This is a genomic window from Leucothrix arctica (genome assembly GCF_003172895.1).
Taxonomy (GTDB): domain Bacteria; phylum Pseudomonadota; class Gammaproteobacteria; order Thiotrichales; family Thiotrichaceae; genus Leucothrix; species Leucothrix arctica.
This window is the reverse complement of the sequence record NZ_QGKL01000044.1, coordinates 45,244-69,488: the sequence shown is the minus strand read 5'-3', so window position 1 is coordinate 69,488 and position 24,245 is coordinate 45,244. Positions and strand designations below refer to the sequence as shown.

Genomic DNA, 24,245 nt, shown 5'->3' with positions numbered 1-24,245 from the left:
CACTTACACAGTGAACGACAACGATGGCAATACCTCAAACGAAGCTACCTTGACGGTGACTTATGGTACTGCACCTGTAGCGGTAGATGACTTAGCAACGAACCCAGGTACACCTTCACCGACGAATCCAACCATTCTTGTACTGGTAGGCGGTAATGACTCAGACTCGGATGGAACAATTGATCCAGCGACGGTTGATTTAGATCCTACAACGCAGGGTATCGATGCTACATTCACCAACGGTGAGGGTACTTACGCGGTTGATGCCGCAGGTAATGTAACGTTCACACCGAACGCAACTCTGGCCAGTAATCCAACGCCGATCGCTTACACCGTGAACGATAACGATGGTAATACCTCAAATGAAGCAACACTAACGATTGCTTACGGTAATGAGCCAGTCGCAATGGATGATACCGCGACGAACTTAGGTGTTCCTTCACCAACAGACCCAACGACACTGCCATTAGTGGGGAGTAATGATTCAGATCCGGACGGCACGATTGATCCAGCGACAGTGGACTTAGATCCTACAACACCAGCCGTAGATGCGAGTTTCACTAATGCTGATGGTACTTACACAGTCGATGCCGCTGGTAATGTTACGTTTACACCAAGTGCAACATTGACCGGTAATCCAACGCCGATTGCTTATACGGTGAATGATAACGACGGCAATACCTCAAACGAAGCCACTCTAACAGTAACTTATGGCACAGCGCCTGTTGCTGTTGATGACTTTGAAGCGAACCTTGGCGTTCCTTCACCAGCAAATCCAACAACACTACCATTAGTAGGGAGTAATGATTCAGATCCTGACGGCACGATTGACCCTTCGACTATTGATTTAGACCCTACAACATCAGCTATAGAAACGAGTTTCACTAATGCTGACGGTAATTACGTAGTCGATGCCGCTGGTAATGTTACGTTTACACCAAGTGCAACATTGACAGGTAATCCAACGCCGATTGCTTATACGGTGAATGATAACGACGGTAATACGTCGAATGAAGCCTCTCTAACAGTGACTTATGGCACAGCACCGGTTGCGGTTGATGATTTAGCAACGAACCCAGGTGCACCTTCACCGACGAATCCAACCATTCTTGTACTGGTAGGCGGTAATGACTCAGACTTGGATGGCACAATTGATCCAGCGACGGTTGACTTAGACCCTACAACGCCGGGTATCGATTCTACATTCACCAACGGTGATGGTACTTATGCGGTTGATGAAGCAGGAAATGTAACGTTCACACCGAGCGCAACACTGACAGGTAATCCAACGCCGATCGCTTACACAGTGAACGATAACGATGGAAATACCTCAAATGAAGCAACACTAACGATCGCTTACGGTAGTGATCCAGTTGCGATGAATGATACGGCGACGAACGTTGGCGCTCCTTCACCAACAAACCCAACGATACTGCCATTAGTAGGAAGTAACGACTCAGATCCTGACGGTATGATTAATCCAGCAACAATAGATCTTAATCCTACAACGCCAGGCATTGATTCGGTATTCACTAATGATGATGGTATGTACAGGCTCGATGCTGCAGGTAATGTCACGTTTACACCAAGTGCAACATTGACGGGTAACCCAGCGCCGATCACTTACACAGTGAACGACAACGATGGTAATACCTCGAATGAAGCAACACTAACCATTGCTTACGGTAATAAGCCAGTTGCGACGGATGATGAGGCGACTAACTTAGGTATTTCTTCGCCAATAAATCCAACAACGCTAACGCTAGTAGGGAGTAACGATTCAGACCCTGATGGCACGATTGACCCATCGACAGTGGATCTCGACCCTACGACACCGTGGGTTGATACGACGCTGATTAATGCAGATGGTACGTATAATGTTGATGCGCTAGGTAACGTAATCTTTACACCAAACGCAACATTGACAGGTAACCCAGCGCCGATCACTTACACGGTGAATGATAATGATGCCAATACGTCTAACGAAGCCACTTTGACAGTGACTTATGGCGTAGCACCGGTAGCGGTTGATGATTTAGAAGCGAACTCAGGAACGCCTTCACCGACGAATCCAACCATACTTCCATTGGTAGGTGGTAATGATTCGGATGCTGATGGCACGATCGATCCAGCAACTTTAGATCTTAATCCTACAACGCCAGGCATTGATTCTGTATTTACTAATGACGATGGTATGTATAGGGCAGATACCTTAGGTAATGTCACCTTTACACCAAACGAAACGTTGATAGCTAACCCTACGCCGATCACTTACACAGTGAGCGACAACGCTGGTAATGTTTCAAATGAAGCAACGCTGACAGTGACTTACGGAACAGCGCCAGTAGCTGTTGCTGATGTAAAAGCGAACTTGGGCACAGCTTCACCGACGAACCCAACGACACTGCCATTAGTAGGGAGTAACGATTCAGCTCCAGACGGTACGATTGATCCAGCGACGGTGGATCTTGATCCTACAACGCCATGGGTTGATTCGACGCTGATTAATGAAGATGGAACATATAATGTTGATGAGCTAGGTAACGTAACCTTCACGCCAAATGAAGCATTTTCAGGTAACCCAACGCCAATCACTTACACAGTAAATGATAGTGATGGAAATACCTCAAATGAAGCGACGCTGACGATCACGTACGGCGCAGCACCCATTGCGATGGATGACGTAGAGGCTAATCTTGGTGCTCCTTCTTCAACGAATCCAACTACGCTCTTAGCAGTTGTTGGTAATGACTTGGACTTTGACAGCACGATTGATCCAGCAACGGTAGATCTCGATCAACAACAGCCAGTATTGATTCAAGCTTTACGAATGATGATGGTACGTACACCGTTGATGCTTTAGGTAATGTCATGTTCACACCGAGCGCGACATTAGCAGGTAACCCAACACCGATCACTTACACAGTGAACGATAGCGATGGTAATACCTCAAACGAAGCAACATTAACCGTTACTTATGCAGACCCTGAAGTAACACCAAGTGATAGTGCAGGTACGTCGGTATCAGGTGTGCCTGCAACGCCGATTGCGAATATCACTGAAGGCGATACGATCAATGGTCAGCCTGTTCAACTAGGTACTGACGGTAATGCAACCATCGCACCTTCAGGTGTATGGCCAGAAGGTATATTGCCAGCAGGTATTACGCTTGCCCCTGATACAGGTGCGGTAAGCACTGGTGCGACGGTCCAGCCAGGTGTTTACACAATTGAATATGAATTGTGTGACCTACTAACGCCAGCAAACTGTGAAACAGCGACAATCATGATTACTGTGACGGGTGAAGTTACTCCTAATGATGACGCAGGCACATCGGTAGCAGGTATACCTGCGACACCAATTGCTGACATTACTGATGGCGACACAATCAATGGTCAAGCTGTGCAACTAGGAACAGGCGGTAATGCGACGATTGCAGAGTCAGGTACATGGCCAGCGGGTATATGGCCAGCAGGTATCACGCTTGACCCAGCAACAGGTGCGGTAAGCACGGATGCGACGGTTCAAGCCGGTACTTATGAGATGGAATATGAGTTATGTGATCTGTCTACACCAGCAAACTGCCAAGTTGCGATGGTCACGATTGTGGTCGAGCCAAACGAATTGCCAGTGGCGCAAAACGATAGCTCAGCGCCAAATCAACCATTGGGTCAGCCTGTAACGGTTGAAACAGTGGGTAATGACAGTGATTCAGAGAGTAAGCTAGATCCTACCTCAGTGAAGATGATTGATCCTTCAGGTGAGTCAGTGACGACTTTAGTGGTTGCTGGAGAAGGTACTTGGGTGGTTAATCCAACAACAGGTGCGATTACATTTACACCTGAAGCTGGCTTTGTAGGTGACCCAACGGATATTTCTTATACGGTATCTGACCTGTCTGGTAATAAGTCTAACGTCGCAACAGTGAGTATTGACTATGAAGAGCCAGCAGCGATTACGGGTGTTGTTTGGATTGATACTAACCAAGATGGTGTTATCGATGCAGATGAGGAACGTAAAGCCGGTTGGACGTTAAAGATCAAAGATGCTGACGGAAATGTCGTTGCGACGACAGTGACTGATGCTCAAGGTAACTACTCGATCACAGGTCTGATCCCAGCGGAGTACACGGTAGAGTTTTACGATGCCGAGGGTACGCTGATCTCAACCCAAAGAACGAATGGAGTCTTGGTCGCAGGGCAGTCGATAAATATTCCTTTACCACTAGCACCTGTGATTGTTGCTAACCCTGACCTTGATGATAATTCAATCTTATTATCTAAGTCAGTGAACAAGCAGCAGATCAGTGTTGGAGACCAGCTTTACTACACAATTAGAGCTGAGAACTTAACGGAAGAAGAGATCGTATTTGATATTAATGACAACCTACCTAAGGGCTTCAAGCTAGCGTCAACAAACGTGAAGCTAACCCATGCAGGTGCCGATGGTACGTTTGGAACAGACGATGATACGTATCCGACGACAAGGGTTACAGGTACGGACCCTGTGCGCTTTAAGTCGATTACTTTGGGTCAGTCAGAGAAAGCTCAAATTGGCTACTTAGTCAGAGTGGGTACTGCTGCACCTCAAGGTAGTTCAGTGAATACAGCGCAAGCGTTTGCTGTTGGTTCTCTGACTGATATTGCTTCAAATATCGCAACAGCTTCGGTAGAAACGGTCGCTGATACGGTTACTGGTCAGGCAACATTGATCGGTAAAGTTTTCCATGACCGTGATGGTGATGGTTATCAAGATCCTGCTTACACGACCGGTATTGCTGTTAAAAGTGACTACTTTGGTTGGAACGGTCTAAATCTTGGTGATTTGAATGCGCGTGTTAGCGTGCTGGATAACCCAGCTAAACACCGCAAAGTGGTTCGTATGCCTAGAAGTAGAAAGAATGACTTCAAGGTAACAACGGAGCAGGGCACGATGATCACCGTTGATAGAAATGGTCATGTAACTGAGTCTCATGTTGGCGATAAGGCGAAGAGTCTGACCGCTCAAGATATTCGAGTCACAACACGACTAATTGATGGTGTTCCAACGCCAACATCGGTAGTGGCAATGCGTCAGCCAGCACAAGTGATGAGTGTCATTGAGATTACAATTACTAACTACGGTATCCAAGAAGAAGGTCTTCCGGGTGTGCGTCTAGCGACAGTGAAAGGCTTGGTTATTGAAACTGATGAACATGGTCGATATAACATCCCAGATGTTGATGGTGGAACACGTGGTATGGGTCAGAACTTTATTATTAAAGTAGACTCAGCAACGTTACCGCAAGGTGCTCGCTTTACGACGGAAAACCCTAGGGTGTTACGTTTGACTGGTGCGGCATTGGAAAGAATCAACTTCGGTGTAAAACTAGAGCAACGCTTGGAGCAAGTCGCTCAAGCTAGATTGAACGCTTCTTTCTTTGATAGGGGTAGAGCCTCTATCAAGGCGAGTAATAGGGTGGCGCTAAATAATATTGCTCGTAATATTAAGCAATATGGTCAAGGTCATATCATTATTGGTATGTCTGGTCAGACAGATTTGACCCCACAAGCCCGTCTAGTATTAGCTAAGCAACGTGCTCATAGTATCCAAGCCTATTTACTTGAGCGACTAGGTCATCAGCTTATGACAGGCGTTCGAGTGGAAGTGAGTAGTCAGTGAGTTTTGGGGAGTGCCTTTGGGCACTCCCTGATCGACCAAAATTAGATATGTGCTAAATAATAAAAATAATAAAAAAACTAAGCACTAGAAAATTAAATTATCAGGAATACACCCCTAATAATAAAAATAAAGGTATACCCCATGAAGAACAAATTAGCCGCTGTATTATCGAACTCGTTTTCATATCAACGATTGATTCCAAGCGCTAAAAGCTCGCTCTTATCAGTCGTATCAGGCCTAGTATTTTGCTCTGTGGCCGTTGTTGCGCAAACGACGAGTGGTTCAAATACGATCAGTACTGCCGACTACACGTTAACCATTATTACTAAAGATAGTAGTGAGACAAACCCCAATCATTTTAATGAGGTCTCTACTACTGACTTTACCAAAGGACAAACGAAAAAGGCATTTAACCGAAGCATCGCTTTAAATGATGGTGGTGTGGTCTGGGTCACACAAGACCCGAGTAAAGTAACGCCAAAGCTTAATGTGACCGGCGCTAGCAGTGTTACCGTTCATGAGGGTGCTTTTGTGACTCCCATGAGTTTTACGCTAAGTACTAACTATGCTCATTACATTGATCATTGGGTATTGACTGTTTACAACGAAACAGACGAAGACTTTACAACGCCACTCGCTCAGTTTAAAGGCAATGAATTAGCGATTGATCAGACAGTTAAGTGGGATGGAAAAACAGCGAATAGAGAGGAACTGCAGTCAGGTGATCGACTGGTTTATGTGTTGCGTGCAACAGGTAAAGATGGTCATGTTGATGAGACTAATACACGCTCTATTGCGCTGAAAAGCTACTATAAAAATCAGGTCGACGAACCTGTTGTGTTATCAGGTTCTAATGCTCTCGAGAGTAACTTAAGACTGCAAACGATCCCTGTATATGGTTCTAGCGTTAGAGTATCTGGTCGTGACATTGTCGAAGGTAATAGGATCACTATTAACGGCAACCCGATGACTTTATCGGAACGTAAGTTTGTGACTGAAACGATTTTGCCTGAAGGGCAGTATCAGTTTGCCGTAAACATCACCGACAACGCTCAGCAGCAATACACCAAAAACCTAGACATTAAGTTGGATGGGCAGTACCTGTTTATGATTGGACTTGCTGATATTACAGCGGGTGAAGGCAGCGTGGGTGGAAACTTAGAAACCTTAAGTGACGGCGATGAGCAGTTAGATGGTGACATCTTTGTTAATGGACGACTGGCTTTTTATCTGAAAGGCAAAGTGCAGGGTAAGTACCTGCTCACGGCACAAATGGATACTGAGACAGCGCCGATTGAAGACATCTTTGATGACATTCATAAGAAAGACCCAGAGAGTATTTTCCGTCGTTTAGACCCAGAGCAATACTACCCAGTTTACGGTGATGACTCGACACTGGTTGATGATACCGATAGCCAAGGTAAGCTGTATGTGCGTGTTGACTGGGACAAGTCAAAGGCGCTTTGGGGTAACTTTAATACTGATTTCACGGGGACAGAGTTAAGCTCGTTTAACCGTAGTTTGTATGGTGCAAAGCTTAATCACAAGAGTACTCAAGTCACTAGCCGTGGTGATAATAGAACGGATGTTTCAGTGTTCGGTTCTGAAACGCAGTCGGCTTACCGACATAACCAGTTCTTAGGAACAGGTGGTAGTCTTTACTACTTAAAAGATAAAGACATTGTCGATGGTTCAGAGAAAATCTGGATTGAAGTTCGAGAGAATGAAAACAGTGAGCGTGCGATTGAGAGCGTCGTACTGGTTGAAGGTCAGGATTATCAAATTGATGACTATCAAGGCCGCATCATTCTGAATCGTCCACTGTTACAAGTGGTAAAGCAGGCGAACTCGTCACTGATAAAAGACAATGCGCTGGACGGAAGTCAAGTGTTTTTGATGGTGGATTATGAGTATGTACCCAGTGATTTTGAAAGTGATAACGTCAGTTATGGTGCACGTGGTAAAGCCTGGTTAACGAATAATATTGCGATTGGTGGAACGGTTATTCATGAGAGCCGTGATACGGATGACTATAACCACCAAGGTATTGATTTAACAATCCAAAAAGCGATAGGGACTTACATTAAAGGTGAGTACGCTGAAAGTGAGTCAAACCAAACGCTGGGTAGTTTCTTATCATCTGACGGTGGTTTAAATTTCTCGCCGTTTAGTAGTAACGCTAGCGAGGTAGGCACAGATACTCAAGGTGCTGCTTATAGTATTGAAGCGCGTGCAAACCTTAAAGATTACAGCAGCAAAGAAGGCTCTATCGGCGCTTGGTATAAGCATCGTGAAGCAGGTTTCTCAAGTGCAAATACTGACACTACCATTGATACTATTGACGCGGGTGTCTCGGCACTAGTCACATTGACAGAGAGCTTAAAAGCATCGTTAAAAGCAACGCTGTTAGAAGTAGAAGCAACGTCAAAAGACACGTCAATTAGCTTGCAGGCTGACTATAAAGTCAGTGAAAAAGTGACAGTCGCTGCTGAGGTTCGCCAGGTTACTGAGAAAGATCTCGTGAACAGTGATAATGATGGTGAAGGAACGTTAGCTGCGCTTAAACTAGGTTATGGTTTTAGCAAAGACTTCAATGTTTACGCGATCGCACAGGGCACAATTGCGGAGTCAGGGGGTTATGAAAGTAATGATCTATTAACACTAGGCGCGACGTCAAATTTAAGTAAAAAGGTTGATCTAAATGCTGAAGTGAGTTCAGGTGATCGCGGTGACTCTGCGCTTATTGGTGCACGCTACAAAGCGTCAAATGATTACGACCTATATACAAATTACACCATGGCGAGAGATAGTGGTGATAATCAAGAGCGTAATATCGTGACTATTGGTCAACGAAAGTCGGTATCAGATCAGCTAAAAGTTTATACGGAGCATCAGTACACACATGAAGATGCACAGGCTGGCTTAGGTAATACGTTTGGTCTAGATTATAAGTTGAATAACAAGCTCAATACGACGTTCTCATACCAGCAAGCAACGTTAGAGCAAACCAGCGGCGGTACGGTTGACCGTGATGCGCTAACGGTTGGATTGAACTATAAACAGGATCATACCGAAGCAAGTGCTCGTGTTGAGTTTAGAAATGATAAAGGTGAGAGTGAGCACACAAAGCAGTTTGTCACGACTAACAAAGTGAATCATCGTGTTAGCCCATCGCTACGTGTGCAGGGGAAGCTTAACTACTCAGAAACAAAGGATCAGTTGGATAACGACCTTGATGCGATGTTTGCAGAAGCAGGAGTAGGGTTTGCTTATCGTCCTGTAAATAATGATCGCCATAATATATTGGGTCGAGTGACTTACCAGTATGACTTATCACCGGTTAACCAAAGTGATGAAGTCGATGAGAAGTCGCTGATCGCTAGTCTAGAAAATAGTTACCAGCTAAACCAACGCTGGGAAATAGGCGGTAAGGTAGCTTATAAGCAAGGCGAAGTTCGTAGTGACCGTAACACGGGTGAGTGGAGCAAGAATAATGCAACACTTGCGTCAGCACGTGCTCGTTATCACATGACTCACAACTGGGACCTAATGGCACAGTACCATTGGTTAGACTCTATTGAATCAAAAGATACACAACACGGTGCGATGGTTTCAGTGGACCGCCAGATTGGACAAAACTTGAAGTTAGGTGTCGGTTATAACTTCACTGACTTCAACGATGATTTGTCAGATAAGATAGAAAGTGCGGAAGGCTGGTTCCTTAACTTAGTGGGTAAGTTCTAAGTTAGCGGGTACCAGAGATACGTTTCAGTTAAATATAAATACGTGTTGCTGCGAATAATTTGAGCTTTCAATGGGTGTTTTTAAAATAAATGTTCTCTGTAACGTATAAATATTTGGGGTTCTTAGGCCCAGGTATTTATCAATCATGTGTAATGATAATACCTTGGTTGTTCTTTAATTGATTTGTCCTTAGCTAGTAAAAGACTTAGTGTTCAGCCCCCCGTAAGTCTGAAATTAAGTCTAAGTTAAATCAAGGTTCAGCAAACCAATGTGATGATAAACAAAAGCTTTAGGCTTTGTACCCCGAACCTAAACTCAAAATAAAAATATCATGACTTTAAGTATCCCGAATTCAATAAATCTTTCGGTGACGTTACTACTTTTGTCAGGCCTGTCCGTCAGTATGCCTGCATCTGCAAAAACTTCGCCATTAGCAGAACTCCAACAAACAGGCTTTTATGGTCGTGTTCATGCGTGGAAGAATATTACTCGCAAAGCACACGACGTTTTAGTCAAAGTACCCAAGCAGGCTCCTGTTATCGTGTCTGACTACCACAGTTCTGTTGGTGCAAATGGCTTAAGGCGAGGCGGTACTCATAATGGTGTAGATATATTTGCGGCTATTGGTAGTCCGATTATTGCTGCTGCGGATGGTGTAGTGATCAAGGCAAAAGTGGATAAATGTTGGGGGCCATCGATGTTAGTCAGTCATGGGCTCGATAAAACGGGGAGACGTATTTATGCACTTTACGGACACGTTAAAAACTTCAAAGTGAGAGTCGGGCAAAAGGTAAAGCGCGGTCAGCAAATTGCCGAAATGGGCAATGACATATTCACTAGCTGTGGAGCAGGCTTTCATCACTTACATTTCCAAATTTCCTACAGCCCTAAAAGCATTCCACTATTTGGTTGGGGTTGGGCAAGCTTTGTTAGTGACGGTGCTATTGCCCCAAACCCACATATGTATTGGGCGGATGGTGCAGGGAAAATTACTTGTTTTGAAAAAGGCAAAATGTACAAGCCTAGCGGCTTAACATATCCAGTTCCTTGTAAGATTCAGCCTAAAAAGGCGAAGCCGAGGATAACGATCGTTGCAAAGAAGGTTCATGAATCTGAATCTGAAGCTGACTTAACAGAGTTGGCTCAGCAGTACAGTAATCTGGCGGCTAAGCTAATAGTGTTACCGAAGACTCGTACTAAGCCTCAATCTATTAATAGAATTGTGCGTAAGTTGCCTGTTTATCAGGATATGCTAGAGCAAGAGTTTCTAATGGTAGAAGCTAATTTACTTGTGAGTGAAGGTAAGTAGTTTACTGACTTATTATCAGGTGAAATATTTTTCAGGATTGATATTAGAGTGTCTGTTGTAGCCTTAAGCAATCTGTATAATTGAATGATGACTACAAAGCCACAGTTAAAATCATTTGTTATCCAATTCCCGATTACACCCGATGTTTTAGAAAACGAACATCGGATGTTGTTATTGTTAAATGATATTCCTAAGTTCTCTTTGGTTGTCTTTCCAGAAGGAGCGCTATCAGGTTACTTAGAAGAAGTGAGCTTTGTTGATGATATCGATAAGGAAATATTAGTGTCAGCGTTGGGGCGCCTTAAGGAGTTCGCAATGCAGGCGAAAATACACCTAACCTTTGGTTCGTGTATTTATGAACAAGGTCATTGGTACAACGCTGCGTTTTACTACGCTCCCAATGGCGAGCAGTTTAGCTACCGCAAAGCTAACTTGGCCATTAGTGAACGAGGTAAGTTCTCAGCAGGTAACGAACTGTCTTGCTTTGAGATACAACATCATGGCCAAGCTATCAAAGTTGCTTTTCAATTGTGCCGAGAAATACGTTTCCCAGAGCAATGGTCTGCATTGGCAAGACAGGGTGCTCAAATCTTTATCTACGCTACCAATGCTGTTGGTGATGCTGCACAAGCAGATGTCTGGCGAAGTCATTTGATTAGTCGTGCAGCGGAAAATCAGCGTTTTGTATTGTGTGCAAATGTGGCAGGCGATGATCAGAAGTGTCCATCCATGATTATAGATCCACAAGGCTACACTCTGTGGGAAACGTTATCAGCAGATACCAAGATAGGTACTTGTGATCTTGATTTATCTGCGACTTCATCGTGGTATTTGGATCAATCAAGGCAGGATATTGTTTAGCGTCATCTTTTTTAAATTGTGTGTTTTTTATGCTATATCTAGTTCTTCTTACATAATTATTCAAAGAAATAAGAAAATTAAGAAATTTAGTCTAGCGTCCCCTTGAATTCCATTCGCTTGCCCCAAAATTCCCTTCACATAACGATTAACAATTAGGGAAAATCCTAGCAATGACACAAACACAAGCTAAAGAATCAATGCAGTTTCAGACAGAAGTAGATCAACTTTTGCAGCTGATGATTCATTCACTGTATTCCAATAAAGAAATTTTCCTGCGCGAATTGATCTCCAACGGTGCAGATGCCTGTGACAAATTGCGTTTTAACGCGATTTCTGACGACACACTTTACGAAGGCGACGGCGACCTACGTGTTGAAGTTGAATTCGACGAAGAAGCAAATACAGTAACCATCCGTGATAACGGTATTGGTATGACTCGTGAGCAAGTGATCGACAACATTGGTACGATCGCGAAGTCTGGTACTAAAGAATTTTTGTCTAAGCTTTCTGGCGATGCTGCGAAAGATTCTAACTTGATCGGTCAGTTCGGTGTTGGTTTCTACTCAGCATTTATTGTTGCTGACAAAGTATCACTAACAACTCGCGCAGCAGGTTCTACTGAGTCTGTGACTTGGGAGTCTAACGGTAAGTCTGGTTTCACACTTGAAGCTGCTGATAAAGCATCTCGTGGCACTGAGATCGTTCTTCACCTTCAAGAAGATGAAAAAGAGTTCGCAAACGGTTACCGTTTACGTAACGTAATTTCTACTTACTCTGACCACATTTCACTACCAGTGATGATGTATAAGAACGAAATGCCTGAGTACGATGAAGAAGGCAACGTTAAAGAAAGTGATGAGCCAAAAGCGAAAGAGTGGGAAGTAGTTAACAAAGCAAAAGCATTGTGGACACAGCCTAAGAGCGAGATTTCTGACGAAGAATATCAAGAGTTCTACAAGCACATTGCTCATGACTATACTGATGCATTGGCATGGTCTCATAACAATGTTGAAGGTAAGCTTGAGTATAAGTCTCTGCTTTATGTACCTGCTAAAGCACAGATGGATCTTTGGGAGCCAGAGCAACGTAACGGCATCAAGCTTTACGTGCAGCGCGTGTTCATCATGGATGACACAAAGAACCTAATGCCTAACTATCTACGTTTTGTACGTGGTGTGATTGACTCAAACGACCTTCCTTTGAATGTGTCTCGTGAGATTCTTCAGAGCAACCAAACGGTTGAGAGCATGAAGAAAGCATCGGTTAAGAAGGTCTTGGGCCTACTTGATAAGATGGCTAAGAACGAGCCTGAAAAGTACCAGTCTTTCTGGGATGAGTTTGGTAAGGTTGTTAAAGAAGGTCCATCTGAAGATACATCTAATAAAGAACAGATCGCTAAGTTGATTCGTTTCTCTTCAACTGAAACTGATGTTGAAAAGCAGAATGTATCGCTAGAAGATTACGTGTCTCGCATGCAGGAAGGCCAAGAGAAGATTTACTACGTTACAGCGGATTCATTCACTGCAGCAAAGAACAGTCCTCACCTTGAAGTATTCCGCGCGAAAGGCATCGAAGTTTTATTGTTATCTGACCGTGTAGACGAGTGGATGATCAATGGCTTAACTGAGTTTGACGGTAAGCAGCTACAGTCTGTTGCTAAAGGCGAGCTAGATCTAGGTAGCCTAGATAGCGAAGAAGATAAGGAAGAGCAAAAGAAGACAGAAGAAGAAGCACAGCCAATTTTGAAGCAGTTGAAAGATGTACTTGCGGATAAGGTTGAAGATGTACGTGTTTCTCACCGTTTGACTTCTTCACCTTCTTGTATCGTATTGGGCGAGCAGGACATGGCGCTTTACATGCAGCAGTTGATGAAGCAGGCCGGTCACGAAATGCCTTCTAGCAAGCCGATTCTTGAAATCAATCCAACACACCCATTGCTAACGCGTATGGAAAGTGAGACGGATGATGAGTTATTCAAGGACTGGGCAAGTATCTTGTTTGATCAAGCATTGTTGGCAGAAGGCGGGCAGTTGGAAGATCCAGCAGGTTTCGTTCACAAGCTAAATGCATTGATGTTGAAGCTTTCTTAAGAAGCGTTTAACACAAGCAAATAAAAGCCGCCGTTGATGAGAGTCAACGGCGGTTTTTTTGTATTTAACATTTAGTCTAACTCAGAGCGAATGATGTCAAACATGCCCTGTGCTTTATAATGAATGCTTTTCAAATTGGCAATATCATCTTGTTGTGAGTTCTCTTCCAAGTAGGCAGCAAGGTCAGATAGCTCCGTTGCGCCAAGATAAGCACAACTAGACTTCATGCCATGTGCAGCGGCCTTGACTGCTTCTGGGTCTTCATCAGAAAGACCTGTTTTGATGTTCTCTAGCGCTTGCTGGTTTTCAGTAAAGAAAATATCCAAGAACATTGGCAAGTCATCACCAAGTAATGACTTTATTTCGCCAAAGGTTTCGTCGTCGAGCAGCTTAGTCGTATCGCTCATAGTTACACCTCGATTAATTTTTTATTATGTGACGTTGGGTATAAACTTTATTCTACGACTTTAAAATGGAATCTCCGATGAACAACAGATAGTTTGGTTGCTTATTGGGTGTTTAAATTCGAGTTGACGGGCATGAAGCAACAGCCTAGGAGACCGACTTAAGCTTTCCAGCGGTGCATATAAGTCATCGCCCAAAATAGCGTGACCAATAAACTCCATGTGAACACGCAACTGATGAGTACGGCCTGTAATCGGTCGCAAGTCCATAAGCGTTGAGTCACTGTCAGTGTTACGCGACATGACATTAAAGAAAGTTACCGCTGGCTTACCCATCAGCATATTGACTTGTTGCTTTGGTCTGTTTGGCCAGTCTACAAGTAGCGGTAGGTCAATACGGCCACTGGTTTGGTGAACGATTCCCTCAACCACCGCACTGTAGTGCTTTTCTGTTTTTCGCTCTTGAAATAGCAGGCTTAATTCACGGTGCATGGACTTGTTTCTTGCTAGCACCATGACGCCAGATGTGTCCATATCAAGTCGATGTACGATCAGTGCCTCAGGATACTCTTGCTGCACACGGCTAATCAGGCAGTCTTGTTTGTCTTCGCCACGCCCAGGTACAGACAGCAATCCTGAAGGCTTGTCGATGAGTATCAGGTCATCATCCATTTGGAGAATATTTAGACCTTCATGGACGGGTGGTCGGTATGGATTTATATTCATTTGTCTTCAATGAGTGAAATTATGTCCCAGTGACGTTCCCGTGCGATAGCGGCAAGCTTATCGTCAGGGTCTACCGCGATAGCAGTTTCTACGCGTTCCATTAAGGGTAAATCATTATGTGAGTCGCTGTAAAAGTAACTTCCCTCTAATGTTTCGTCATTTGTCTTTAACCACTCTTCTAAGCGAGTCACTTTGCCTTCTTTGAAAGAGGGTGTACCTTCAACTTGTGTTGTGTAGCGACCATCGACGATTTTTGGTTCAAGCGCGATAAGGTGTTCGATACCAAAAGCGTCTACGATCGGACGCGTCACAAAGCTATTCGTTGCGGTGATGACCATCAGCGTATGCCCCATTGCCTTATGCTGTGCGATCAATGCTTTTGACTTACTCGACATGATTGGCTCAATGCTTTCGGTCATAAACTGTTGATGCAGTTCAGCCAGTTCATCCATTGTACGACAAGCGAGTGTTTCAAAGCTGAATGCTGCAAATTCATGGATATCCAAAGTGCCAGCGACATACTGCGCATAAAACTCATCATTTCTAGCAGTGTGTTCTTCTTTGTTAACGAGATTTTTAGAGACCAAAAACTGTCCCCACTGGTAATCGCTATCGCCGCTAAGGAGTGTGTTGTCTAAATCAAAAAGTGCCAATGTCATCGTAGAACTCATTTATGATTGGTTAAAAACCTACCATATATCGAATAGGTAAAATTTTTAACATAAAAAAGGAGGATTATAGCTGCTAACGTTTGCTGATTCATGACAGTTGTGAAAAAATCAACACACGAGAAAGGAAAGGGAGAATGTCATGATAGACGAAAATGGCTTCAGGCCAAACGTAGGCATCATCCTCTCCAATAATGACGGCAAAGTGTTTTGGGGTAAACGAATAGGGCAACGCTCTTGGCAGTTTCCTCAAGGTGGCATAAATGAAGGCGAAACACCTTTAGAAGCTATGTTCCGCGAGCTGGAAGAAGAAGTTGGTCTGACAGCTGAACACGTTGAAGTTATGGGTTTTACTGATGATTGGTTAAAGTATCACCTGCCAAAGCATTTGATTCGTCGACGTTCTACGCCGACGTGTATTGGTCAAAAGCAGCTTTGGTTTTTATTGCGCTTAACCACGGATGATTCTAGCGTCAACTTACGGGCCAGTGATGTCCCTGAATTTGATGGCTGGCGTTGGGTTCACCACGGTCGACCTGTTAGAGAGGTTGTATACTTCAAACGTTCGGTGTACGAAAAAGCGATGCAGCAATTAGCACCGCTTTTAGCGAGTACATAATATTGTAGCGGTTATTGTCGGACTTAAAACGGTTTGACAATAACCAACACAACTATCCCAATCAGCGCAATCGCAGGTGCTTCGTTAAACCAACGATACCAAGTATGACTACGGGTATTTTCACCCTTTCTAAACGTCAACATGATGCGGTAACACCAGTAGTGATACCCAAATAGCCCCAGTACAAATAATATTTTGACTTGAAACCATCCCGCTTGAACGAGGTAGCTAGCATTCATCATTAGTAATGCTAGTGCAAAGATGACGGTTGCCGCTGCGCCTATCGTCATTATCCCAAACAGTCGTCTTTCTAAGGTTTTGAATAGCTCGAAGCTTGCTTTGTTTTCTTCCATTGCGTTGTAGATGAAAAGTCGTGGTAGGTAAAACAAGCCTGCGAACCAAGTCACCATAAAGATAACGTGAAAAGCTTTAAGCCATAGGTACATGAGGTTTTCCTTGTGTTTGTTTTGTCAAAGGCCATAGATTGCCAAAGAATTCCCCGCTATTATACGGGGCACTAATTTACAGTTGCGAGTTATTATGAAAAAGATAGGCATAGTGGGTGCGACCGGTTATACCGGTGTTGAATTACTTCGGTTGCTAGCGATGCATCCGGGCGTTGAAGTGAGCTTTGTCACATCACGAAGTAATGCTGGCACACGCGTAGACGCTATGTTCCCTAACTTGCGCGGTCACTGTGATTGCTTATTTAGTGACCCTAGTGATGATGCGATGGCTGACTGCGACTTAGTCTTTTTTGCCACGCCAAACGGTGTCGCAATGAAGCAAGTGCCACAGTTACTAAAAGCAGGCGTTAAAGTTATCGATTTAGCGGCTGATTTCCGTATTAAAGATGTGGATGTTTGGCAGGAATGGTATGGCATGACTCATGCGTGCCCAGAGCTACTAGAAACAGCTGTTTATGGTTTGCCTGAAATGTTCCGTGATGAAGTTCGTGGCGCACAGTTAGTGGCCAACCCAGGTTGTTATCCAACGGCTGTTACCTTGGGTTTATTGCCATTGATTGAGTCAGGTAAAGTTGACTTAGAAAACTTAATTGCAGATACCAAGTCAGGTATTAGTGGTGCAGGGCGTCAGCCTAACTTAGCGAATATTTACAGTGAAGCAGGTGAGAGCTTTAAAGCGTATGCGACATCTGGTCACCGTCACCAGCCTGAAATCGTTCAGACACTTAATGCTGTTGCAGGCACGGACGTTGACTTAACGTTTAGTCCACACTTATTACCGATCATTCGTGGTATTCACGCGACGTTATATACGCGTGATGATCAGTCGTTAGATCTACAAAGTTTGTATGAAGAGCGTTATAAGGATGAGCGTTTCGTCGATATATTACCTGCAGGTTCACAACCAGAAACGCGTTCAGTGAAAGGCAGTAATATGTGCCGTATTGCAATGCACCGTCCGGGCAATGGTAGTCGTATTATCGTGTTGTCGGTGATTGATAATGTGGTTAAAGGTGCAGCAGGTCAGGCCATTCAAAATATGAATTTGATGTTGGGTTTTGATGAGGCTGAAGCATTGCGTCACCCTGGAATGCTTCCATAAACCAGACTTAACGATACGCATTGATGTAATTGGAGTATCATGAGTACTTGGGATTTGTGAGGGCTTGTCCCGAGTATTTGTGCGATGAGAGATGAGTAGGTGATTTGAGTATGTTTAAAAAGAACAAAAACAAGCAGGTTAAACCAGCAGCAGCGGCTAAAAAGCCGAGAGTGGACGCATCTTTAAACCGTAAGTTGAAAATTGCGGGTGATGTGTATTTCTCAGGTATCCTGCATGTTGAGTGTACGGTTGAAGGTGACCTTATCTCAGATGATGAGAACAGCACCTTGATTTTGAGTGATGCCGGACATATTAAAGGTAGTGTGAAAGCGGCTAATGTGATGGTTAATGGTCGCATTGACGGAAATGTACTGGCTAACAACAAGGTTGAGCTGTACGAGAAGTCACGAATTAACGGAGACTTGCACTATAATTTGTTAGAAATGGCAGCAGGTTCAGGCGTGAATGGTAAGTTGGTTCATCATGAGCTAGTGAGCTATAACCCAAATAACACGATCTCTGCAGAGGCTGCGAGTATTGCGGCTGAAGGGAAAGTATCAGTTAAATAGTCTGCTTTTTAGGTGGATTAGGAAAATATCGTTATACTCTATGTATTGACGAATAGGAGTTAAGTATGTCAGTTGAAACTATGTCGGCAGAAGATATGTCGCCGTTGAACTTTACAGATGCAGCAGCTGCAAAAGTGAAGACGCTAATTGAAGAAGAGAACAACGAAGAACTAAAGCTACGTGTGTTTGTATCAGGTGGTGGTTGTTCTGGTTTCCAGTATGGCTTCACGTTTGATGAAAACCTAAATGATGGTGATACATCTGTTGTTAAAAACGGTGTAACGCTATTGATTGACCCAATGAGCTACCAATATTTAGTCGGTGCAGATATCGACTATAGTGAAGGTCTTGAAGGCGCTCAGTTTGTTATTCGTAACCCGAATGCAACGACAACCTGTGGTTGTGGATCATCGTTCAACGTCTAATACGCGGTTGTTTTTAACGCGCTAGATATCAAAACCCCGCCATTGGCGGGGTTTTCTTGTTTCTTGGATACCTTATTTTATGACTACTCTTTCAATATACGATGCGGCTTATGCATGTTTGATGCAGCCAGTGCCTTCGTTAAAAGTAATGGCGACTCAGGCTTTGTTTGAGGAATACGCTAACAACGCACCGCTACGCCGTGAGGCAAGTGGTGAGGTATTGAAAGTAGCAGTTTCAGGACGTCCTGATAAGCCTGAATTGATTTCACCGCGTGATGTTAAGCAGCGAAAACTAACCACGCCAGAAGGTCGGGCTACGCTAGTTCACGCGATTTCTCATATTGAGTTTAATGCGATTAATTTGGCGTTGGATGCAATCTATCGCTTCCGTGATATGCCAGACCAATATTATCGAGACTGGTTATTAGTGGCTGCTGAAGAAGCAAAGCACTTTAGTATGTTGACGGTACGCTTAAAAGATATGGGTTATGAGTACGGTGATATGACTGCTCATAACGGTTTGTGGGACATGGCTGTTCGAACGGATCATGATGTTTTAACGCGAATGGCATTAGTGCCGAGAGTATTTGAGGCACGTGGTTTAGATGTCACACCAGGCATGATTCGGCGCTTGGAGCATACGGGTGATGATGAAACCATTACTGTTTTAAAGGTTATTCTGGAAGAAGAAATTGGTCACGTAGCCATCGGTTCACATTGGTATAAATACTGTTGTGAGCTTAAAGGTGTCGAGCCTGAGTCCACTTTTCGAGATTTACTGCTAAAGTATATGGGTGGCGGCTTACGCGGGCCATTTTATATGGAAGGACGTTTACAAGCAGGGTTCACTGAAGAAGAGATGGAAGCCCTCATAAAAATGTAAACTATCAGGTATACAAATAATTAACGTTTGCAGTTTCTCAGCTGAGATATACTGTCTTTATTGATAAGGCATGGATATAAGAATAATAAAATGTGCTTTTTTGTTGTCAGGGTTCGACGACTTTTAAAAAGAGTATGGATACATTGAAAAGAGTTATATTGCTTGCTGCTGCAAGTTGTAGTTTATTAGGCACGGCTAATGCTGATGAATCATTGTCATTAGAAAGCCGTCTGAAAGAATTTAATCAGCCTGCAGTTGTTATTGAGCGCGTTATATCCTCAAAACCTAAAGCTAAAAAAGTTAGTAATCACACTCCTACTTCTAAGCGCAGGCGCTTGACTGGGCCTTGTTATGAGTACTCGGCTGAAACATTGCGAAGCAAAGCAGATGCTTATCAACCACACATTCGAACGAATAGTGCTAAGTATGGTGTTGATGAAGCGTTAATTATTGCAGTAATTACTGCTGAGAGTTGTTTTCGTCAGACGGCGCGTTCCCCTAAAAGCGCTCAAGGTTTGATGCAGTTAATCCCTGCAACGGCTGCTCGATTTGGTGTGAGTGACCCCTATCAACCCTCTCAAAATATCCGTGGTGGTACTCGTTACCTAAAGTTCTTATTGAAGCGTTTTTCTGGAAAGATGGAACATGCAATTGCGGGTTATAACGCAGGTGAGGGTGCGGTTGACCGTTACTCGGGCATTCCCCCATACCGCGAAACAAAAGAATATGTCCGTCGTGTACTGAGTGTTTATCATCGATTAAAAGGCAGTAGTGCAGCCGTAAGGTATGCCCACAAGAGCCCTACGACTAAGGCTAAAGCGATTTACGCAGTACAGCGAAAGACTCCTGTACGTGGAAACTTCATCAAGCCTGACTATAAGTGGCGATCTCGAGCTGCAACTAAGGCAGCAGTGGCTGCACATGAGCGACAGCAAAGGCGTTTGATTGCTCAGAGAACTAATTCTTACACATGTCGTGACTCTAGCTCCTCTAAGATACGTCGATCATCTGACTTAATTAAGCGTACCAAGCTGTGGCGCCGTTTTTATACTGTAAGGAAGGGGGTTCCGTTGTCTACTATATCTAAGCAGACTGGGGTGGGCTTGAAGCATTTATTATCATTGAACCGCGGTATTTCTAGACTTAATGTTAAAGTAGGGCGAAAGGTCTTGGTATGGCAGTGCGTAAATCGTTAGCAGTTGCTTTGACTTTAAGCACTTCATGTACTATCTTATAAATCACTGCTTAGCAGTTGTTAAATAAAGAATAATAATAGAGCCAAACAGGCCAGTTGGGGAGGCGCCTGCACATTTTTTTGCTATGTTATTTACTTGTAGCAATTAGTGCTGAGTCTACATTTCACTATTTACAGTTGATCGGTAAAATTTATACCGTTGATTTGTTTCTTGGATTCCTCCTGGTTAGTTTCCTGTTAGTTTGACGGCTTAATGATCCGACTTTGCGTGGATTGGTTGTCAAAAGTCAGAGTTTAAGAGAATCTATTAATGAATAGATATATTCAGAAAGTGTCATGCGTAATCGTGACATTACCATTGATGACGATGTTCAGTGTGGGGCACGCAGCATCTAAATCAGTAGACACGATTGAGCAAGATTTACTTAAAGTAGTCGCGTTGCTTGATGATAAGCGTGTTAGCACTCAGTTTCCCCCTTCGTTAGAAAAGGAACTGAGTAAAAGTGTTAAAGATATTGCTGGGGCTAGTCAGTCAGCTAAAAGCAGGAACGTATCTAAAAATGCGTTAGCTGATATCAGTCAGTCAGACATGAAGTTGTTGCTTAATGCCTCGTCTAAGACAAGTACTCAAAAAGTGACGACAAAGGCTAAGAAACGTTCGCGTTATTTGCCTTGCTATCAATACGGTTACACTAAGATTCAAAGCAAATCTAAGCAGTATCAACGCTCAATTACCGAAGCTAGTCGTAAACACGGTGTTAATGAAAACCTCATTAAGTCGGTTATTACTGCTGAGAGTTGCTTCAAGATCCGTGCACGCTCACATAAAGGCGCACGCGGTTTGATGCAGCTAATGCCAGCAACAGCCCGTCGTTTTGGTGTCCGTAACAGCTATAGTAGTCACCAAAATATTGGTGCGGGTACTCGCTACCTTCGTTGGTTGTTGGACCGTTATAAAGGCAATATGCATTTTGCCCTAGCAGGTTACAATGCGGGTGAAGGTAAGGTTGATCGTTATGGTGGAATACCACCGTACAAAGAGACACGTGAATACGTACGCCGTGTAATGGGTGTTTATAAAACCCTTCATGGTAAAAAAGAAGTTTCTGCTTATGGTTCTTCGACTGCTCAGCCAAAGACAGTTGGCGGGCTTAAGAAGACAAGAGCGGATTACCAGCGTATTTGGAAGCAACAGCAGAACAAGCGAAAGACAGCAAGCCAAAGCACTCAGCCATTAAGTGAGCGACGTTGTTTAGAGGCTGTGCCTAACCATTTAAGTTACCAAACACGCTTGAAGCGTAGTGGTCATGGTGGCAGAATCTGGAGAAGATATTACAACTTACAAACGGGTGAAAATCTGTCGCATGTAATGAGAAAAACGGGTGTTCATATTAATACGATTAAACGTATGAATCATCTAACGCCTCAGTCGACAGTTTCAGCGGGTCAACAGTTGTTAGTATGGGAATGCCGTGCCTGATTAAGCTCATCGTACGGTTCAATAATTTTTTATGGAGAACCGTATGAGCCAGTTTTGGAGTCAACGCGTACAAGAGCTTGACCCGTATGTACCGGGTGAGCAGCCCAAAAATCAGCAGTATGTAAAACTTAATACCAATGAAAGTCCATACCCTCCATCGCCATTAGCAATTGCTGCAATGCTGGAGGGTGTTTCTGACACCTTACGATTATACCCAGACCCAAATGCTGATGACTTGAAGCAATCTATTGCTGACTTTTATAGTGTCGATAAGGCCTGTGTATTTGTTGGTAATGGTTCTGATGAGGTCTTGGCTCATGCCTTTGTTGGACTTCTAAAGCAGTCTAAACCTCTGTTATATCCAGATATTAGTTATAGCTTTTATCCAGTTTATTGCAAGCTGTTTGGTATTGATGCTGTCAAAGTGCCGCTAACTGATAACTTTGAAATAGACCCTAAAGACTATCAGCAAGAGAATGGTGCGATTATATTTCCTAATCCTAATGCACCAACGGGTATGGCTTTAGCATTAGATACTATAGAACAGATCTTAAAAGATAATCCAAGCTCAGTTGTTTTGGTTGATGAAGCTTATGTGGACTTCGGTGCAGAGACAGCGATTAGCTTAATTGGACAATATCCTAATTTGTTAGTGGTTCAGACATTATCTAAATCACGAGCGTTAGCGGGTATTCGTGTGGGTTTTGCCGTAGGTAGTCCAGAACTGATTGATGGGCTTGAGCGTGTAAAGAACTCGTTTAATTCGTACCCTTTAGGGCGAGTTGAACAGTTAGGTGCAACTGCTGCAATGAAAGATCGTGAGTATTTTGACGAGAGCCGTCAGAAGATTATGACAACACGGGAGCAAACAACGTCGACTCTGGTTGGGTTGGGTTATACGGTACTGCCATCAAGTAGTAACTTTATATTTGCGAAGCCGCCAGAAGGGCAGTCAGCTGAGAAGATTTACCTGTCATTGAAAGAGCAAGGTGTGCTGGTACGTTATTTTAACAAGCCACGCATTTCAGAATACCTCAGAATTACGATAGGTACTGATGATGAAATGTCCGTATTGTTTGATCGTCTAAAAACCGTCTGATTGATGAAGGTTTAGGTCTAAAAAATTAGTTTCGGGTGGTGGCATTTGCAAAAAGAAGCCACTGTCCTGAAGCTGCTTAATGACTTCTTGCGTGTCATAACGCATTAGCTTTCTACTCTCTTCAAGAGTGAAACTAAATGAAAACTCTAGTGTACCTACACGTCTTCTAAGTTCCTCTGGAATACTTTCAAAGTCGTCTTTTTTAGTCAGGTAGATATACATGCCTTTTTTGAATTTGCTACGGTATACATGACACTCAACTGAGTTACCCATTATCTCGCTGCCTTCTGAACCATTACTTCAACTGACTTAATATTACCTAGCATCATTTCATAGGCAATTTGGCCATCGCCATATTGTTCGATGAAAACGCTGCTAGCGGTTAGGCTAGTGATTCGACCGTCTGTGACATTGTGATCTACATCAGTAATTCGCACGATACGACCTACCAGTGCCTGAATATTATTTGCTGGGACTGACTCAAAATCAAGTCTATACAACGCCTTACTTGGTAAGCGCGTTAAGAATCTCTCTTGGCTAGTTACTGCTGTGTTTTGATTGTTATTCGGGGTAACGGTATTTGTATTGGCACCTATTGCCGAGCCATTCACCACTGTGACAGGTGAAGAGATTGCCGCAGTATTATGATTACCACCCCAGTACGATTGGAATGTATTACCTGCTCCAGCAAACCATGAACCTGCGGCTACTGCTAAGCCAATGATACCCAGTATTAACCATTTATTCGTTCTATCCCAAAGTGTCGGTAACGCGATTAGGTTTAGTACAGGGATAAGTGCTAGCAGACCTGTGATTACGTGGAACCGAAACCCTTCAAAAGCGAACTTTAGGTAACTAATGACAAAGAGGGTGATACCGATGATAGCGGCTATTAATACAGCAATTTCCATGATGAGGCAGGCGTCTCGTGGCTGAGAATATT

The 24,245-nt window shown here is 43.6% G+C and carries 20 protein-coding genes; 14 read left to right on the top strand and 6 right to left on the bottom strand.

Annotated features, from left to right (window positions below):
* The 6 genes from DKT75_RS21710 to htpG all read left to right on the top strand — a co-directional run.
* On the top strand, positions 1-2,863 hold a 2,863-nt coding region (locus DKT75_RS21710), incomplete at its 5' end, for a beta strand repeat-containing protein (RefSeq protein ID WP_146201420.1).
* 8 nt (positions 2,864-2,871) lie between these two features.
* Positions 2,872-5,661: an SdrD B-like domain-containing protein gene (locus DKT75_RS21705; protein WP_109827025.1), complete on the top strand. Its 2,790-nt coding sequence runs from the start codon at positions 2,872-2,874 to the stop codon at positions 5,659-5,661.
* Positions 5,662-5,802: 141 nt separating this feature from the next.
* On the top strand, positions 5,803-9,405 hold the full coding sequence (locus DKT75_RS21700) for a TonB-dependent receptor (RefSeq protein ID WP_109827023.1): 3,603 nt from the start codon (positions 5,803-5,805) through the stop codon (positions 9,403-9,405).
* A 367-nt stretch (positions 9,406-9,772) separates the two neighbouring features.
* Complete coding sequence (locus DKT75_RS21695) at positions 9,773-10,714, top strand: M23 family metallopeptidase (protein WP_211665534.1); 942 nt, start codon at positions 9,773-9,775, stop codon at positions 10,712-10,714.
* 84 nt (positions 10,715-10,798) lie between these two features.
* The gene (locus DKT75_RS21690) at positions 10,799-11,575 is read left to right on the top strand and encodes a carbon-nitrogen hydrolase family protein (protein ID WP_109827019.1); all 777 of its coding nucleotides are present in this window, start codon (positions 10,799-10,801) and stop codon (positions 11,573-11,575) included.
* A gap of 170 nt (positions 11,576-11,745) precedes the next feature.
* Positions 11,746-13,665, top strand: a complete 1,920-nt coding sequence (gene htpG / locus DKT75_RS21685) for a molecular chaperone HtpG (protein WP_109827017.1) — start codon at positions 11,746-11,748, stop codon at positions 13,663-13,665.
* 71 nt (positions 13,666-13,736) lie between these two features.
* Here htpG and DKT75_RS21680 read toward each other — a convergent pair whose 3' ends face one another.
* The 3 genes from DKT75_RS21680 to DKT75_RS21670 are packed head-to-tail and all read right to left on the bottom strand — an operon-like array spanning position 13,737 to position 15,454.
* A complete protein-coding gene (locus DKT75_RS21680; protein WP_109827015.1) occupies positions 13,737-14,072 on the bottom strand; it encodes an Hpt domain-containing protein in 336 nt (111 codons plus the stop codon).
* Between the two features lie 60 nt (positions 14,073-14,132).
* Positions 14,133-14,795, bottom strand: a complete 663-nt coding sequence (locus tag DKT75_RS21675; RefSeq protein WP_109827013.1) for an RluA family pseudouridine synthase — start codon at positions 14,793-14,795, stop codon at positions 14,133-14,135.
* On the bottom strand, positions 14,792-15,454 hold the full coding sequence (locus DKT75_RS21670; RefSeq protein ID WP_109827011.1) for a histidinol-phosphatase: 663 nt from the start codon (positions 15,452-15,454) through the stop codon (positions 14,792-14,794). The genes DKT75_RS21675 and DKT75_RS21670 overlap by 4 nt, the downstream gene beginning before the upstream one ends.
* Positions 15,455-15,605: 151 nt before the next feature.
* Here DKT75_RS21670 and DKT75_RS21665 point away from each other — a divergent pair, with 151 nt between their 5' ends.
* Positions 15,606-16,082, top strand: coding sequence for an RNA pyrophosphohydrolase (locus DKT75_RS21665; RefSeq protein ID WP_109827009.1), 477 nt, complete (start codon positions 15,606-15,608; stop codon positions 16,080-16,082).
* A 23-nt stretch (positions 16,083-16,105) separates the two neighbouring features.
* On the opposite strand, the gene DKT75_RS21660 is transcribed toward DKT75_RS21665, so the two are convergent.
* Positions 16,106-16,528 (bottom strand): CopD family protein, encoded by a 423-nt coding sequence (locus DKT75_RS21660; RefSeq protein WP_109827007.1) that lies wholly within the window; start codon positions 16,526-16,528, stop codon positions 16,106-16,108.
* Positions 16,529-16,622: 94 nt separating this feature from the next.
* Between DKT75_RS21660 and argC the strand changes: the two genes are divergently transcribed.
* From argC to hisC, 7 genes are all read left to right on the top strand, one after another.
* Positions 16,623-17,651: an N-acetyl-gamma-glutamyl-phosphate reductase gene (gene argC, locus DKT75_RS21655; RefSeq protein WP_109827005.1), complete on the top strand. Its 1,029-nt coding sequence runs from the start codon at positions 16,623-16,625 to the stop codon at positions 17,649-17,651.
* A 110-nt stretch (positions 17,652-17,761) separates the two neighbouring features.
* Positions 17,762-18,220, top strand: a complete 459-nt coding sequence (locus DKT75_RS21650) for a bactofilin family protein (RefSeq protein WP_109827003.1) — start codon at positions 17,762-17,764, stop codon at positions 18,218-18,220.
* Positions 18,221-18,300: 80 nt separating this feature from the next.
* Entirely contained in the window at positions 18,301-18,645 is a 345-nt protein-coding gene (gene erpA, locus DKT75_RS21645; protein ID WP_211665540.1) for an iron-sulfur cluster insertion protein ErpA, read from the top strand.
* Between the two features lie 79 nt (positions 18,646-18,724).
* Complete coding sequence (locus DKT75_RS21640; RefSeq protein ID WP_109826999.1) at positions 18,725-19,528, top strand: ferritin-like domain-containing protein; 804 nt, start codon at positions 18,725-18,727, stop codon at positions 19,526-19,528.
* A gap of 143 nt (positions 19,529-19,671) precedes the next feature.
* Positions 19,672-20,724, top strand: a complete 1,053-nt coding sequence (locus DKT75_RS21635; RefSeq protein WP_211665533.1) for a transglycosylase SLT domain-containing protein — start codon at positions 19,672-19,674, stop codon at positions 20,722-20,724.
* A gap of 309 nt (positions 20,725-21,033) precedes the next feature.
* Positions 21,034-22,203, top strand: coding sequence for a transglycosylase SLT domain-containing protein (locus DKT75_RS21630; protein ID WP_211665532.1), 1,170 nt, complete (start codon positions 21,034-21,036; stop codon positions 22,201-22,203).
* A gap of 43 nt (positions 22,204-22,246) precedes the next feature.
* A complete protein-coding gene (gene hisC / locus DKT75_RS21625) occupies positions 22,247-23,302 on the top strand; it encodes a histidinol-phosphate transaminase (protein WP_109826994.1) in 1,056 nt (351 codons plus the stop codon).
* On the opposite strand, the gene DKT75_RS21620 is transcribed toward hisC, so the two are convergent.
* Together DKT75_RS21620 and DKT75_RS21615 are read right to left on the bottom strand one after the other, a co-directional pair.
* Positions 23,288-23,575, bottom strand: a complete 288-nt coding sequence (locus DKT75_RS21620) for a YcgL domain-containing protein (protein ID WP_109826992.1) — start codon at positions 23,573-23,575, stop codon at positions 23,288-23,290. The two genes, hisC and DKT75_RS21620, sit on opposite strands and share 15 nt — an antisense overlap.
* Positions 23,575-24,213 carry a hypothetical protein gene (locus DKT75_RS21615; protein ID WP_109826990.1) on the bottom strand — a complete coding sequence of 213 codons (639 nt, stop codon included), beginning with the start codon at positions 24,211-24,213 and terminating at the stop codon, positions 23,575-23,577. Before DKT75_RS21615 ends, DKT75_RS21620 begins: the two co-directional genes overlap by 1 nt.
* Positions 24,214-24,245: the final 32 nt, after the last annotated feature.